Origin of the sequence: Cedecea neteri NBRC 105707 = ATCC 33855 (assembly GCF_001571265.1) — a bacterium.
GTDB classification, from domain to species: Bacteria; Pseudomonadota; Gammaproteobacteria; order Enterobacterales; family Enterobacteriaceae; genus Cedecea; species Cedecea neteri.
On sequence record NZ_BCTL01000043.1, the window covers coordinates 19,250 to 34,133 of the forward strand.

At 43.1% G+C, this 14,884-nt stretch carries 13 protein-coding genes, 1 tRNA gene and 2 pseudogenes; 9 read left to right on the top strand and 7 right to left on the bottom strand.

Annotated elements, in window-relative coordinates; genetic code table 11:
* Positions 1-135 precede the first annotated feature (135 nt).
* A tRNA-Ile gene (locus CNE01S_RS18010) sits at positions 136-211 on the top strand.
* A 135-nt stretch (positions 212-346) separates the two neighbouring features.
* Positions 347-886: pseudogene (locus tag CNE01S_RS25820) on the top strand (transposase family protein); the annotation flags it as partial.
* Positions 887-1,211: 325 nt separating this feature from the next.
* Here the strand turns inward: CNE01S_RS25820 and CNE01S_RS18015 are convergent.
* The 4 genes and pseudogenes from CNE01S_RS18015 to CNE01S_RS18035 form a co-directional block, all read right to left on the bottom strand.
* Positions 1,212-1,616, bottom strand: coding sequence for an H-NS family histone-like protein (locus CNE01S_RS18015; protein ID WP_061277627.1), 405 nt, complete (start codon positions 1,614-1,616; stop codon positions 1,212-1,214).
* 444 nt (positions 1,617-2,060) lie between these two features.
* Positions 2,061-2,177 (bottom strand): annotated as a pseudogene (locus CNE01S_RS25360) (IS3 family transposase); the annotation flags it as partial.
* Between the two features lie 1,167 nt (positions 2,178-3,344).
* Complete coding sequence (locus tag CNE01S_RS18025; RefSeq protein WP_061277628.1) at positions 3,345-3,962, bottom strand: helix-turn-helix transcriptional regulator; 618 nt, start codon at positions 3,960-3,962, stop codon at positions 3,345-3,347.
* A gap of 688 nt (positions 3,963-4,650) precedes the next feature.
* Positions 4,651-5,421 (bottom strand): winged helix-turn-helix domain-containing protein, encoded by a 771-nt coding sequence (locus tag CNE01S_RS18035; RefSeq protein WP_061277630.1) that lies wholly within the window; start codon positions 5,419-5,421, stop codon positions 4,651-4,653.
* 1,349 nt (positions 5,422-6,770) lie between these two features.
* Between CNE01S_RS18035 and CNE01S_RS18045 the strand changes: the two genes are divergently transcribed.
* The 4 genes from CNE01S_RS18045 (at position 6,771) to CNE01S_RS18060 (ending at position 10,688) form a co-directional block, all read left to right on the top strand.
* Complete coding sequence (locus tag CNE01S_RS18045) at positions 6,771-7,688, top strand: LysR family transcriptional regulator (protein ID WP_061277632.1); 918 nt, start codon at positions 6,771-6,773, stop codon at positions 7,686-7,688.
* 896 nt (positions 7,689-8,584) lie between these two features.
* A complete protein-coding gene (locus CNE01S_RS18050; protein WP_061277633.1) occupies positions 8,585-8,986 on the top strand; it encodes a relaxosome protein TraM in 402 nt (133 codons plus the stop codon).
* A gap of 369 nt (positions 8,987-9,355) precedes the next feature.
* On the top strand, positions 9,356-9,949 hold the full coding sequence (locus tag CNE01S_RS18055) for a VUT family protein (protein ID WP_245874535.1): 594 nt from the start codon (positions 9,356-9,358) through the stop codon (positions 9,947-9,949).
* A 1-nt stretch (position 9,950) separates the two neighbouring features.
* The gene (locus tag CNE01S_RS18060) at positions 9,951-10,688 is read left to right on the top strand and encodes a metallophosphoesterase (protein ID WP_061277635.1); all 738 of its coding nucleotides are present in this window, start codon (positions 9,951-9,953) and stop codon (positions 10,686-10,688) included.
* On the opposite strand, the gene CNE01S_RS18065 is transcribed toward CNE01S_RS18060, so the two are convergent.
* The 3 genes from CNE01S_RS18065 to CNE01S_RS18075 all read right to left on the bottom strand — a co-directional run bounded on the left by CNE01S_RS18065 (position 10,681) and on the right by CNE01S_RS18075 (position 12,558).
* Positions 10,681-11,178, bottom strand: coding sequence for a hypothetical protein (locus CNE01S_RS18065; protein ID WP_061277636.1), 498 nt, complete (start codon positions 11,176-11,178; stop codon positions 10,681-10,683). The two genes, CNE01S_RS18060 and CNE01S_RS18065, sit on opposite strands and share 8 nt — an antisense overlap.
* The gene (locus tag CNE01S_RS18070; RefSeq protein WP_061277637.1) at positions 11,179-11,835 is read right to left on the bottom strand and encodes a helix-turn-helix domain-containing protein; all 657 of its coding nucleotides are present in this window, start codon (positions 11,833-11,835) and stop codon (positions 11,179-11,181) included.
* A 357-nt stretch (positions 11,836-12,192) separates the two neighbouring features.
* A complete protein-coding gene (locus tag CNE01S_RS18075; protein ID WP_169799420.1) occupies positions 12,193-12,558 on the bottom strand; it encodes a helix-turn-helix domain-containing protein in 366 nt (121 codons plus the stop codon).
* 408 nt (positions 12,559-12,966) lie between these two features.
* Between CNE01S_RS18075 and CNE01S_RS18080 the strand changes: the two genes are divergently transcribed.
* The 3 genes from CNE01S_RS18080 (at position 12,967) to CNE01S_RS25365 (ending at position 14,682) form a co-directional block, all read left to right on the top strand.
* Positions 12,967-13,272: a hypothetical protein gene (locus CNE01S_RS18080; protein ID WP_061277639.1), complete on the top strand. Its 306-nt coding sequence runs from the start codon at positions 12,967-12,969 to the stop codon at positions 13,270-13,272.
* Between the two features lie 258 nt (positions 13,273-13,530).
* Positions 13,531-14,271, top strand: a complete 741-nt coding sequence (locus tag CNE01S_RS18085; RefSeq protein ID WP_061277640.1) for a helix-turn-helix transcriptional regulator — start codon at positions 13,531-13,533, stop codon at positions 14,269-14,271.
* Between the two features lie 252 nt (positions 14,272-14,523).
* Positions 14,524-14,682 (top strand): hypothetical protein, encoded by a 159-nt coding sequence (locus CNE01S_RS25365; protein ID WP_156479838.1) that lies wholly within the window; start codon positions 14,524-14,526, stop codon positions 14,680-14,682.
* Positions 14,683-14,884: the final 202 nt, after the last annotated feature.

Sequence of the window (14,884 nt, forward strand, 5' to 3'; positions counted from 1 at the left end):
AAACACAGGCATAGTAGGGCCTGGATTGACTGGAAGACACAAAATCACTGCGGGAAGGATTTGGTCTTAGTGTGAAAATTATTCTTCTGGGCAGCGTTTACGCAGTGAAAGCCAACCATGTAAGATGCGCGGACTGGCCCTTTAGCTCAGTGGTTAGAGCGAGCGACTCATAATCGCTTGGTCGCTGGTTCAAACCCAGCAGGGGCCACCAAATTAAACAAGGAGTCAGATGAGAAATCGTCTGACTCCTTTTTGTTTGAATGCAATTTGGGTCTGAAGTGGTTTGCAGAATTTTGCTACCATCACAGAGGTGATGTGCTCATCTCAGAACATTACAGGTGCACTAATGAAAAGAAGACATTTCAGCCTGGGGTTTAAACGCGAATCCGCTCAACGGGTTCCTGGCCAGAATTACACGGTTGCGGATGCAGCCAACGCTGTGAATGTTGCCTTTCCACGATGGCGCGATGGGTGAAGCAGTTGCGTGATGCGCAGTGGGCAATGACACTAAAAGTATCCCCTATCACTCTGGAGCGAATTAAAATATGTGAGCTCAGGAGAAATCTACCACACTCTTGATGCCAGACACCTTCAACAGTTCCCGATAATAGGGAAACTCAGAGCACATTATTCTGTCGCCACATTCTGCCGGGTGTTAGGGTTCATCGCAGTAGCGACAAATACCGGAAAAACAGTCTTGAAAAGCCAGACGACAGTTGGACTATATTACGATGCCAGGTTCTGGAGCGGCACAACATCTGCCATGGTTCTGCTGGCGCAAGAAGTATCGGGACCATGTCAACACTAAGGGGCTTCCTGACGGGGCGATGGCCTGCGCTTGCAAATTATGAAAGAACTGGGGCTGGTGAGCTGCCAGCTGCGCACTCAGGCCACGCGAGTTTGACGACGGGTTATCACCCTACAAGTCGGAGAATAGATACTGGAGAAACTTTAAAGCGGTGACCAGTTTTAGTTGACTGTTACCGTGAATAAGGACTCAGGTGGCCTGTACAGGAGATGCCTGGCGATGCACTCAAAAAATCCTTCATCGGCACGTGGGCATTGCCATGAAAATGCGAGAGAGCAATACCTCTCAGCCACCAGGCTCACCTGTATGCTGCAGAGGTACGCGCAATAAACGACTCAGCCCGCTGATCTGTTGCCTGCGTGAGGGGTGAGCTCCGGGGTAAATTGTTAACCCAACCTTACGATCACAGGGCGAAATCGTCGAGCGTTTTACCTTTTTCAAGCTCGCTGGCAATCGCTTTTGGTGTACGGCCCTGACCGGTCCAGGTTTTTTCGCTCCCATTCTCATCGATATACTTATACTTTGCCGGGCGGGGTTCACGGGGTGCCTTGGTTTTTGTTGAGACGACCTTCAGAGAGGAGAGCAACTCGCTTGGATCAATTCCCTCTTCCAGTAATTTGGCTCGAAAAGCGTCAATCTTCGCCTGTTTATCTTCGAGTTCTTTACGCTGGGATGCCTCTTCTTCCTGGCGCTCACTGACCACGATGGTGAGCTTCTCCAGCATTTCTTCCAGCGCTTCAAGAGGAAGTTCACGCGCCTGAGCGCGCAGCGTACGAATGTTGTTAAGAATTTTCAATGCTTCTGACATTCTGAGTTCCTTGGTTTAAAATTAAATTGATGCAAGTCGATTTTTAATTATTTTTTTCATAAATGCAATATGTAAACATCACGTTTTATATTTTTGTATCTTACTTTTAACGATATTTTTAATGCATAAAGAATATTATTACAATCACGAGGAAACAGCAGAAAGAAACATGAAGGATCCGATCCGGATATTTCGATCTCATGCGTGTGTTTCGATCATTAAAAACGACTTAGAACGCCTGATTATATCCGGGAACGGGCATATTTTTCAGACAACAGTATGAATGGTATATCAGCGTTGAAGAACGGCAATGAAAGTCATACGTGATGGACTCAGGGTGAAGCAGGGAAGGTGAATCTGGAGCTGGCGTCCACTCCCACGTTTTGCGGCTATATTCATGAGAAAAAAGGGAGGACAAATAGCGGTACTCTCGTGTGGCATCTGATCGCCCGAACCATGCTGATGCTTGCCGCTATAAAACATTTCGATGTAATCAAAAATATCACTGCAGGCTTCTTCTCGCGTTCCGTAGATCATTTTCTTTATCCGTTCACGTTTCAGTCACTGGAAACAGAATGGCCACGATCAATAACCTGTTTGAGTGCTTCAATTTTAAACTCTTCAGGATAACGCTTACTGCTTATGGGCACCTCTCTTTAAGCCATCTTAAATGACTCTGAGGTGTTTGTTAAATCCTCGGCGATTCAGATTGTTGTACAGCCGCAACCCGATTGTTGGCCTCAGTCAATTGGCAGGGATAAGCTTTCTGCATCGGATCTGAGTGCCCTGATTGTGGACCAGGTGAGAAGCCGGCCCTGCAAGAAGCGGAAGTCCTGCTCGTCGGGCCGTCCGGGATAATGTTCAGATCCTCCTGATGGACACGCAGACCCAACGGGGTACCGGGAACGTGCTGCGGGTGTTGCAAGAGGCCGGGATGATACCTTACCGGTTTCAGGACGAGAAACGTGCCACAGTGCACCTGATGGGCGCTGAGGCGGAACTGGCTGGCATAGTCGGTCGCATCGGGCTGCCCCGCAGGAACACGCGTAATATCTCCTTTCCACTTTCGGCCTGCTGCAGACCAGGCGGGTATTGTTGCGTCTGTTTCTCCATTTACCATCAGGGTTCCCCGCGAGTCATCTTTTGATATATACCCGCGTGCAAAACCATATCGGCGCTTCCCTGTTTTGCACACACTCACCGTGGCATAATCAAGTTCAGAGTGGCTGGCATTTGCCGGCTGCGAAATACCGCTGGCGGGCCCGTAAGACATATCATCCCCTACGGTGGGGGCGAGTAAAGCAACGACATCCGCCTTTCGGGCGCCACGCAGATTTGCCAGTCGGAGCCCCGAACGAAGGCATTTTTGCTCCCGTCGAAAATTCCTCCCTCTTTCAGCAGCGCTGTGATTTCTGTCTGTTTCAGTGCGCCCAGCTTGTCAACCCTGATTTTACCCTGTGCCGCAATACCAGTATTACGGAACTCAGTGTTGAGGGCTGCAGGGCGAGAATGGCAATTTTTGCAGGTGGTGTATTATCTTCCCCGGCTTACAGGAGTCACAACAGCCACCAGTTGAAATGGCAACAGATGTCGTGCATTTTTTGCAAAACAGCATGTGATGAATATCATTGCAATGACCGAAAAAATTACCCGGCCACAGACTGTGGCAGGTCTTGAGCAACGTACAATAGTGCCTCTGCAGTCTGTTTCTTTTGTGCGTAAAAAAGATCAGCGTGCATTCAAACAAAATGGGACATAATGTTCGCGGAGCATGAACACGATGAGCTGAGACAGATTTTTCATGCCGAGATAAGCTGAGACTTTTCTCAGGTTGTAGTAAACGGTTTTAGGTGAAAGATTCATTCTGGAGGCAATACAATCGATAGACTCTCCCTTACAAACCCATTCCAGCATTTGTGCCTGTCTCGGATCCAGATAGCCCATCTTACGCCTGTTTTCATAGTACGTGACTATATCATTAAAATTATCGACCGCGGAGTTCAATGCCTTCAGACATGAAATAAGTGATTCAATAGAGTCTTTAGTTGATAGGATCCATGGGCAGAACTCTCCTTCAGATTGTTGAGTTGGCTTATTATCATCAATAATTATGATATGCATATCAGGTTTAACGGCATTTACCCTTCTTAGATGATTCAACAGATCAGAGAAACTACTGAAAAGTATTGCATCAATGATATACAGAACGCCCATGTCGGTTGAAAAAAAACGCTCTGTGCAGAATTTAAGTGTCACTTCAAGAAATGGCACATTAGTCCGTATAAGTACACGACTGTTGTTGCCATACCGGTACTCGGTTATGTCAGGGAATTTTTGATATGCCATTTCATTCACTCATGTCATGCGTACTGCTATGCGTTAATGAGGTGTGCTAGCGTCCGTTCGCAGTACAGGAACTGACGTAATAGGCACCTCTCTTGGACGCATTAATGCTCTCAAAAAGAAATCTTTTATGAAATGTTAAACTGATTTGATGTCTTTAATTAGTTTTTAATTCCTATTTTATTTTGTTTTTTAACTTTTTATTCTTTTTGTGGCTGGATTATTATGTTTTTGCTTTATTAATTCATGGGATTGCATATCAGAACAGGAGAGTATAGGTTGCGAATGAGGTAGGAATTGTGGAGTGTTTTGTCAAGGGCAATAACAGTGAAGGGGCTTAATATGTATCGTACATACAGGGTATCAGGCAGGTTATCGCCGGTAAGGCTCTGTACTGAGGCTTGCTTAATATCATAGAAGACCTGATCATAGGACACCGTGTGAAGTGAGATTTTAATTATTTTCTGGACTGTATAGGTATTACTTTGTGTATGGAAAATACCGTTGACTGAGATATAACCCTGTCCATCGTCAAGCATGAATGTATAAATGCCACTAAACGTGGGGTAGGTTTCATTGTCACCAAAAATAGAATTTATTTGACTGCTACAATGAATTAGAATTTTATGTGTGTTTTTTATAAAATAGAAAGCCATAATGACGACGATAAATAATGCGGTTAAAGAAAGTGTTAGTCTATTTTTCCTGCAGAAAAATAAGTGTTGTCGCATATGTAATTTTCCTTCATTTTTTTACAATATGAATAAAATTGCTTGGTCTCATAGACATTATCGTGACCGTTGGTGTCAGGGTGTTGAATATTTATAAGCACCATGTCGTCGGCATCACAACGTAGACCATTTTTAGTGATAAATTCATAAGCCTTTTTTTGATAGTACATTGAAACAGTCTGTGATATGTCAGGATTCATTATGTAAACGTGGCAACCTTTAATTGTGTTCAGTGTATGCCAGTTAATGTCACTTTCTTTCTCCGTCTTAAAAAACAATAAATATGCAATGGTTGTAAGTACAGCGCAGAAAATTACAATGTAACAAATGGTGTTATTATAATTTTTTTTCTCTTTTATTTCTTCATTTTCTTCTTCAATTTCATTGTGAATGGTTTCTGATATCCCGGTTGTTTGTGTAATCGTTGCGTTAAAAATAAAACCAAGTTTTGGCTTCGTGATCAGTACATCATCACCAAGGCCATAAGAAGACAAGATTTTTCTGAGATAACTCATTTGAGTCGCCAGGGCTGTTCCTGATGGTGTCAGGTCGTGCATTTCCCACACATGATAATAAATTTCTTCACGTGTAATCAGTCTGTTGCTGTTTTTAACAAAGTAGGTCAGTAAACGCAGTGGCACGGCAGAAATGATAAATTGCGTGGATTCATCGTCTGGGGTAGTGATGCCGGACTGTGTTACTATAATTTTATTATCTACAGAGTATTGCATAAGTAATCATTTTTAATAGAAAAGTACGTTTCGTGTGGGTGACATCCTGGGGAATTTGCATGCATCCGGTCACTTTGCATCATATTGATGTCTGGAGGGCATCGTCTAAAGTCACCCTCGTGTGACATCGTACCCCCTGACTTGTATTGAGATCGGTACGATATAATTAGGTAATTCATTGTCAGATTCCCGTGGTTGACAACGTTGTCGGTCAAGGGTCCCAGTGTATATGTATCGCTTGTGCAACCGGCAAATCGGAACACTGAAAATATTAGCAGGGTGGCCAGAATATGCTGCCCGAGACTGAGAAAAACCGTCCCTTTAAGATCACCTGCGTGCGATCCGAATACCATGTTTTACCTGCCTTTCCCGGAGTGCTGATTCTTAACCTGATGATCTTTTTTTTGTTAAATGAGAAAGTCGCCGGACTCTCTTCAGAAATATTTACGATTACTGAGTCCAAAAACCTGCAGGAACTCAACGATTAGCAGACATAATCACCAACATTAAAAAAATTGGGGTGTTGAACCAGAAAGATCGTTGATTTTTTTCAGCTTGAAAATTTCTAAATCAAAGCATCGGGCGGACATATTGTATCAGTCCAGAACGCATGTTTCTGTGTGCCAGCAAGCTGAATTCAGAGTTTTCCGGGCTTCTTTCCCGGCGCTCTCAATAGTATTGGCATGCCTCTTGGTCCTATATTAACGTGGAAAAGGGTACGTACATTGATAAATATGTCTGATAACGTTGTTGTTTTTTGTCTGTATGATTTCTACATGGAGGGGAACTGGTCTGTCTGTTGATGCAGGTGCAGACAGGCAGAAAACGAGGTTGTAGCTTATCAAACCCTGTTTATTTCCACGCGAACCGGTGGGGGAATAGTAAAGTCATCCTCATAGAAAACAGAGACCAGTCGTTAAACTCATGCTGAATGATCGATCATCAGCTGTAGTATCTCTCAGGTAGAACCGGACGTTATCGACAATGATGCCGTGCTTCACCGATATGGCCTGACCTGCATCATATTTGATCAAGGAAAGGGGTATATTAATATAGATGTGGGCTCTTAAAGGCAAAAAGATGCGCGCGATCTGGTGCCTGAGTGGACATAGTATTCGCCTCTGCCCTGGTGATGTTTATTTCCGTTTACCACCTTGCTTCCGTTGGTTTGCTCGGTAACTTCTTGTGGGGACTAAAAAGGTGAACGGTAATAAATGAGCTTCGTGTGGTAAGAGTTGTAATCGACGGAGATGAATAAGTAACGATTACTTTGTGCCAATACCGTTGAGAAGAACACATGGACATTGAATACTTGTTACTCATTGAAAAATCTGTGGAACTCATGAATAATGGCCAAGCTATCACTTGACGCGCTGAAAATCATAAACCTAATTAAGCTTACAGGTTCGTTTTCGACAACCGCTAGGCTCATGAATAAAACACCTTCCGCGATATCATATCGGGTGATTTGTCTTGAGCGAAATTTAGGGGTGAAATTGTTCGACCGCAATGGCCCGCTTATCTCTCTTACAAAGGAAGGAGAGAATATTGCGACTGAAGGTGAATGGATCCTGAAGGCAATTGATAATCTTGAATGCAAGTTAATGATAAAAAACCCAAGGAACCCGGTGTTTAACTTGGGCGTGAGTGAATCATTCTCTATTAACCTGTTGGGAAGATCATTACATGACTTTTCAGTTAAATACCCAAAAATAAAGATAAAAATAAATAAAATGAAGGATGGTTCAGAATGGGGTGATTTGGAAAGTTCAAAGTTGGATTTTGTCATTTCCAACATATCATGTCCTTCCCAGGTGGATGTGAAAAGTAAATTTATTGGAGAGAATAAATTAATATTTTGTGCGGCACCAGAATATATTGAAAGAAATCATAAAAAAATTTGGTGTCAAAAAGATGAAGAGGGCGAGTTGTTAGCGATAATTACAAACAGCAGTCTGGATTCACACGTCAGATATGATATAACACAACTTAAAATAAAAAATAAAATTCTCGTTAATGATTTTTTTACACAGTTTTCTCTGCTCGAGGAGGGATATGGAATCGGTATTGTGCCTATGCTTGCTGTCAAGAAACAACTCGATAATCAAACACTCAGTATTGTTGATCTGGGATATGAACTTGGGCGGGAACCCGTTTGGGTTGGATGGGAAAATCGTAACCCGTCTCGCTATAAATCCTGGTGGATAGAAGAGCTGGATAAACTGAAAATAGCCATTCAGTTTGATGAACAGGATGCGGTACAATGAAAATATAACTGTCTGTGTAGGTCAAAAAATGTGCTGTTGTGACCCGGTCTGGATTCCACATAAGTTATCAATTTCGTGGTGTCATCCGCAGGGTCACCGTTGTCAGGACTGAGCCAAAACACCCAAAAATACCTTCCAATCTCTATGTATCCTCTATGATGGGATCGGCTTCATGCGGAAATGCAGGTTATTGCATCATTGTAAAATATGGCCACATATCGACATTATTAGTTTGGCAGATAATACGCTTGTCACAACGGGGGATGAATGATTCCCTAACAACGCATTGATATAAACATGAATGAGAAATATCAGATTATTCGAGATATCATTTCGTGGGTCTTCAGATAAGCTTTAGTGTTTATATGCTGAATGGCAATTGCGAATGAGCAGCTAACTTTATTAATAATTTTAGGGACTAAAGTCATACAGATAGGGCATATTCCCGCCATTATTCTGGCACAAACGAGACAGGTGACGATGGTATTTTAAGACCCAGCTCATTGATCTGATAATTACCACACCTGACGCAGGATTTGAAAATCCTGCAAGATGCTTTTAAAACAATAAGTTATATTGAAGCATTAGTGTTCACTTAACGCATTTTGCAATAAATCAGACTCTAATTGGAGTCCTCAACAGAGTCTGGTTAGAGTCTTCTGGCGACTCTAATCAGACTATCGCAATAAAAACATATAATTATAATGACTAGAGTCTGAATCAGACTCTATTGCATAGTCTGATTTAGACTCTAATTTATTGTGTGTTTTGTAACTAGACTCTAAATCAGACTCTATGCTAAATTGTGACATAGAGTCTGATTTTGGTGTCAGAGTTAGACCATTTTTTAACCGGTAAACGGACGTTGAAATAGCGCAGATAAGAGAGCTGAGAGCATGCCAAGAGCACAGGTCTACATTGATAAAAATAATTATGAGCGGGTTCGTCAGATAGTGGACGAAAAAAGAAATGACGGAGCTGATGTCAGCCAGGCAAATATTTCATCGGTGTGCGGGATGCTTCTTGATCTTGGCCTTCGTGTTTATTCGGCTCAAAAGAAAAGAGAAGCTGAGGGCGAAGAAAACAGAACCGATAACGACGCAGGGCAGGCTGATTTTAACCGGATACTGATGGATTATATGCTGAAAACCAGCTATGCATCGACGATGCTCCTCCGTATGGTTGGCGAAATTGATGAGGTGAAATCCCGTGGGGAATATCAGTTTGAATCTATCAGGGCTGAAATACGGCGAAACTCAGCTGAGCAATTGGATCGGATTTTTGATGCTGAAGGCTGATGATTTTTTTAACAACAAGATTTTAAAGTGTATTCTTTGAAATTAAAGTTTGCACAGAAGAATTCTCTTAAATAACAGTCGTTAATAACCCTAATTCTTGCAATAAATTTTCCCGACCTGCATTTTATTGAGGGTATACGCTTTCGCTTTAGCACACAGACATAACATGCACCCCCTGCATAAAAGGAGGATGTATCTGCTCTGGTTGGTGCGAAGTGAATGACCTCATAGCAACGTACCAGATTTCTGGAGTTCGTTTATTGGTTGGGTGCTGACATGAATAATGATTTTAAACTCTATGGTTTTTTTGTCGGGTTGCTTGTTACAATAATGATAACCTGCGACACACTTGTTTATAAGGTGTACTCTGTGTATGACCTTAAGATCACGGCAAGTGGTGTCATTTTTTCGTTATGCTTCTTAATATCTACGATATTGACCGAGGTGTATGGCTATAAATTATCAGTGCGTTCTATATGGATCATGGTTATATGTCAGACGTTTTACGTTGTTGCTCTCAATCTGTCATCAATTATTCAGATGGATTATAATGAAATTTCCCGGCGATATTATCTCATGTATCATGATTTCTGGCGTGTGATGATCGGTACCTGGATCTCTGTGCCAGTATCATATTTTATTAACGGTATTTTTATCTCAAAAATGAAAATGCTGTTTTCGGGGAAACTGTTTTTCATCAGATACACATTGGGTGCTGTTATTACTCAAGGGGCGTTGCTGCTGACTGCGTATCCGATAAGCTTATCAGGTAAATATAAATTTTATGAGCTAATAAATATTATCCTTACAACATGGAGTTACAAGGTTATCATTTCTATTGTGCTTTTACCGCTGGCTATCATACTCGCTGCGTTTGTTAAACGCATAGAAAAAACAGATCATTTTGACTGGGGTGAATCGTATAATCCCATTTTATGGCTGAGAAAAACAAAGGAAGGTTGATATGCGTATTTTACAGCTCACAGATATTCATCTTTTTTCTGATACCTCATCTGCTGCGGCGATTAAAAACCGGGCGTCTTTTGACTCGGTTGTTTCATACATCATATCGCATCGCGATCTGCTAAATGTTGACGGGATTGTCGTCAGCGGCGATATCAGCCATGATGGCAGTGTTGAGTCGTATCGCTATTTTTTTAGCAAAATGGAATTGCTCGATATTCCTTATGCTTATCTTTTGGGAAACCATGATAGTGCTGAACATGTCTTACTGGCACATCAACAACACGGGGGCATCAATAATGTTGATGCTTTCCAGCTTTCCGACAGCCAATGGCGCATTTTGTTCGTTAACAGCGTAGTGAAGGGGGACGACTATGGCCTTATTTCACCTCAGGAACTCAATCAACTTGAAAGTCAGCTGAGTGATTCAGACAGAAAGACGGCTGTTTTTTTGCATCATCACCTGCTACCCGTTGGTACGCCTTTGGTTGATGAGTGTTTGCTGTTAAATGGTCACGAACTTTTGAGCGTTTGTCGAAGAAACGGCGTCAGGTTTATTGGTTCCGGCCATGCGCATACACTTTTTCAACGCAAAACGGGAGACATTTTATTATCGGTTTCCCCTGCAGTCTGTCATCAGTGGGAAAACGGGGCAACAAGTGTGAAAATTGTTGAGAATAGCGGATTCTCTGTCATATCACTGGCCGACAGGCCCGTTATTAAAACCTTTATCATTTAACGATTGTCAGTCTTCCGCCTCCTTTTGTTTGGGGTTTTTCCGGTTGACCTGTATGCAGAGTCGCTGAAATGAGCAGCCCCTTTTTTAATCCGGTATGAAAAGCTATCCGGGTAGCATCAGCGCTCTCTGTTTTATCAATGAGTTCAGGATTATTGATAAATTCATCACCCGTGACAGACAGCTTTTCCTGGGAGCTTTTTAGCACCCATACTCTGTTTCGTTTCTCCTCAGTTATATACATCTTTGATTCTTCAAGTTTTTTTTCTGCCTCGGCTTCTGCTATATAGGCAATGTCTTTAGGATTGACCTGCTGAAGAAAATTGCTTTCCTGGAGTTGCTTCCAGCTCTTTTTTACAAAAGAGTGTGTCCCGTACTCTTTGAAAATCCAGACATCCTTTTCTGCGCCCTGATTATTTCTTTCAAGAGTATAGCTGTATGCAGGTGTATACAGATCAATAATCAACCTCTTCAGGGTTGAAAGTATTTTCATTTATCTCAACCTGTTTATTTTTTTTAACATCACGCCGATTATCTTAAAATCAGTATATTGTTTCATATCCATTTCGGTTCCCATGGAGATATTACAAAATTGATATCCATCATTCCCGATGAAGATACGGCGAAAACAGAGTGGATAGTCCTTGATCTTCAGAAGAACGATGTCTCCGTCATAATATTCTTCCGTTCTGGATATAACACAGAGGGTTCCTCTGTCCAGTTCTGGCTGGAGGACCCTGCTGGTTATTTCAACGACAAAGAGAGAATCATCCTCCTCATTATCTACTTCGGTTGTGTAAGTGTCAGTGTGCAGTACCTTCTTTTCCAGGAACGCTTCTGTTTCATTAAACTTTATCAGTGGCAGAACCCGGGCGTTGTTAGCGCTGATGGTTTTATCGCCATCCAGCAGTTGATCGGTTAGTGCGCCGATGCTGACATTGAAAAAATCTGCAATAGACAGCAGGGTTGAAATCGTTGGGTTGCCCACGCCTCTTCTTAAATTTTTAATCGTCGCGATGCCGACCCCGATCCGGTCACTGAGTTGTTGTGAGTCGATCCCCTTCAGTTGCATTAAGTGGGTAAGGTTTTTACCGATGTTATTCAATGACATACCCTCATCGCGAGGTATCAGATTGTGCTTCTCTTGCATTATAGTATTTCTCTATATAGTATAATATACAGAATGGTGCATTTAAATGCTCATTTGTCGTGATTAAATGGGATGGATGTAGGCGTCTTATGGCCCTTTAATCAGCATTAAAAGGTCATAAGGGTATGGAGTAGTATACTTTACTGTTTTGCTATGGATCGGGCAATGACCCGGTCATGGGCGGGTAAATGAATGGCTTCTTCTCTGTCCTCTGATTTCGTTGGTTTCTTACCGAAAAAGCAGGTCATTTACCTGGAGAAACTGACCTCCGCGGCTGGTCGCCGCCAGAATGGCAGAGCGTGCCAGCGTGCAGAAAGTCACCTCCACTGGCATGCTTCCCTCATCTGTATCCGGAAATTACTTCTTTATAGCGCGCCGCTTTCGCCTTTTCGTATGCATCTCCAGCAGTCTGGCATGCAGCGTGAGGTCGCCGATGATCATCCTGATGGCATCCTGCAAATCTGGCGGAAGGTGTCGGATATCAATGAAGTAGAGGTTTTCTATATAGTCCTTTCGTTGCAGGAAGATATCCTGTGGATCGACGTTCATCGCCCGGCAGATAGCATCCCTGTCTTCAACACGCAGTCGGGTGCGGCCACTCATCAGGTTTTTAAGGTGGTTAAGGGACATTGGTGCTTGTCGCGCAATGTCTTCATATGTCAGTCCCTGATGATGGATTTCTTCCCTGAGTGCTTCGATAGCAGGGTGGGTGTTTTCTTTCATCTGGTCCGACCTCATTTCCAAAAGTGTACCTGGCTACACTTTTTTCGCCAATCACATTTAAAAATTGTTGTCCAGTACACTCAGTGTAGTTTATTGATGTAGATCAATTTACTTGACGGGAAATTAAGGGGTATATTTCGCCCTCTTTTGAGAGCGGAGAGAAAAATAGCGATAAGTCTTAATTTCAAAGAGATGCAAAAATATTCATCATCACGATGAATTTGGTGCTGAAAATATATTTTGTGTTACCTGAATTTTTCTTTACCGAAAAATCCGGCGGGTTTCCTTTTGCCAAAAACGTCGGTCCCACAGCGGACCACGACAGGTGTGACACCCTGGGGCGGTAGCATGTCTTTTTTTTAAATAATCCTTTCCCGGCTGAACGGGAAGTAATGCAGAGAGCAGGACATGAATTACAAAGAAATGTGTGAGCTTATCCGTGATGACGTGGTGGTAGAGAAAATGATGATGCCGACGGCATATTATCCTGGCTACCACCTGAGTGATGAGCAGGCGAGAGTGCTCTTTTTCTTTCTGAAAGGATTTTCACGTTCCGGTGTGACTGAAATGACCGGCCTGCATGGCCGAGAGATCAATCGCTGTCTGCGCGAACTAATAATCGCTTTCGGTGTACGAAATTACAATGAAGTTATTTCAGTTTGTTACAGGAAAGGCTTTTATAACCTGATCCTGGTACAGGCTCTTATTCAATAAGGTTACCGGGCACGGTTATTCAACGCCTATAAACGATTCAAGGCCTGCAGTAAATAAACGCTGCACCTGCATGATTCTGGGGGGAATACATGAGTATTCAACGGACAGAAATAACCCTGGCGGTATCTTATCGCTGTGATAAAGTGACCGGGCAGCACGAAATAATGCTGCCTCAAAATATCATGTTGCGCTCGTATGATGGGCTGGACCCCCATCATACGAGCTAACCAAAAACCACTCAGTTTAAGGAGGATGGTTATGGCTACTCTCGATCCTATGGATCTCACCGCCGGATCACAAGGATTTCATCATGATTTTTATGATTTTTATAAAAATTTCAGTGGGATATGGTACATAAAATCCGCAGATCATTATTTGATGGATACCAGTCTTGCGTTTTCAGCCCGTTTTTTACCCCGAGTGATTTCCGTTGCCGGAATGACCGATCTGGAAGTTTTTGCTGCCCCAGCGCATAACATCAGTCTGATGCATGAATTTGAAAAACGAACGATGGCGTCCGGGAAAGAGACGCTTCTTTTCTCATGGGGATATTTCAATGACATCAATGGTGTTACGTCATTCATCGTCAGACTGGTTCCCCTTCTGCTTGAAGGGAATAAATGTACCCTGATTTTCCTTACGGAGCTCTCCTCCCTCGAACAATCTGTTGACTGGTTGCCGGTCGTTATTCCGGAACTAAAAAAGGCCCCCCTCAATATTATTGATTCCGGCAGATTCACCGGGGTGTCACCTGCGTCTGTTTTGACAAGGAAGGAATGGGTCGTCGCCTGGCTAACAGCCGCAGGCAGGTCCAACCGGTGGATTGCTGAATACATGAAAGTATCCAAACAGGCGATAGAGCAATGCCTTCGTAGTATCTACCTGAAGCTTAATCTCTCTGACAGAGAGGATCTCTTACACTTTTCCAGGCACTATGGCTGGCTTAATATCATTCCTGAGCAGTTTGTTTCTGAGCCCACACTATTGCCTCTTGGATAGGAACAATATGGTGGGGATGTTCCCCACCATATTGTAGTAATCAAGATATTTATGGTGATGGCCGCGATCTAGAAATTGATATTTATCAAAAACATAATTAATAGAAAATATATCTTCATTTATGAAAAAGGCATAATTTCTTTTAATTTAAAGGGATAGAAAACACTGTATAAATTCACATTGGGCAGGTGCCCAAGTAAAAAAAGAGTTTTTTTATGAAAGAATTTCTCCACCTAACCAGGAGAAATGTTTATGACCACACCCATCAACGATCCAGAGCACCCGGCCAATAACCCGGTGAGTACCCGCATTCTGCTGATGCGGCCCGCCAGCGATCTGCTGACGCTGGCCCGAAGAAGGCCGGACGTACCCGCACTGCTGAGGCGCAACTTCGACTCTACCACAGCCTGAAGACCATCCCTGTGCTGACTGGTGATCCACAAGACATTCTGACGCTGTAGTGTTCAGCCCGGTCGGCACGACAAGCTGACGCCGGTCGCAGTCCGTCCCCAAAAACGTGTTTTTGCATTACCCGCTTTTTTATTCCCGAAAAAGCGGCGGGCTTCCCTTTGCCCGAACCCCGTCGGGGCATCTCTGCCCCACGACAGGTGTG

What these genes read in the sequence shown, in the direction of transcription:
- CNE01S_RS18015 (WP_061277627.1), bottom strand. Translation starts at nt 1,616, where the DNA reads ATGTCAGAAGCATTGAAAATTCTTAACAACATTCGTACGCTGCGCGCT.
- CNE01S_RS18025 (WP_061277628.1), bottom strand. Translation starts at nt 3,962, where the DNA reads ATGGCATATCAAAAATTCCCTGACATAACCGAGTACCGGTATGGCAAC.
- CNE01S_RS18035 (WP_061277630.1), bottom strand. Translation starts at nt 5,421, where the DNA reads ATGCAATACTCTGTAGATAATAAAATTATAGTAACACAGTCCGGCATC.
- CNE01S_RS18045 (WP_061277632.1), top strand. Translation starts at nt 6,771, where the DNA reads ATGGCCAAGCTATCACTTGACGCGCTGAAAATCATAAACCTAATTAAG.
- CNE01S_RS18050 (WP_061277633.1), top strand. Translation starts at nt 8,585, where the DNA reads ATGCCAAGAGCACAGGTCTACATTGATAAAAATAATTATGAGCGGGTT.
- CNE01S_RS18060 (WP_061277635.1), top strand. Translation starts at nt 9,951, where the DNA reads ATGCGTATTTTACAGCTCACAGATATTCATCTTTTTTCTGATACCTCA.
- CNE01S_RS18065 (WP_061277636.1), bottom strand. Translation starts at nt 11,178, where the DNA reads ATGAAAATACTTTCAACCCTGAAGAGGTTGATTATTGATCTGTATACA.
- CNE01S_RS18070 (WP_061277637.1), bottom strand. Translation starts at nt 11,835, where the DNA reads ATGCAAGAGAAGCACAATCTGATACCTCGCGATGAGGGTATGTCATTG.
- CNE01S_RS18075 (WP_169799420.1), bottom strand. Translation starts at nt 12,558, where the DNA reads ATGAAAGAAAACACCCACCCTGCTATCGAAGCACTCAGGGAAGAAATC.
- CNE01S_RS18080 (WP_061277639.1), top strand. Translation starts at nt 12,967, where the DNA reads ATGAATTACAAAGAAATGTGTGAGCTTATCCGTGATGACGTGGTGGTA.
- CNE01S_RS18085 (WP_061277640.1), top strand. Translation starts at nt 13,531, where the DNA reads ATGGCTACTCTCGATCCTATGGATCTCACCGCCGGATCACAAGGATTT.
- CNE01S_RS25365 (WP_156479838.1), top strand. Translation starts at nt 14,524, where the DNA reads ATGACCACACCCATCAACGATCCAGAGCACCCGGCCAATAACCCGGTG.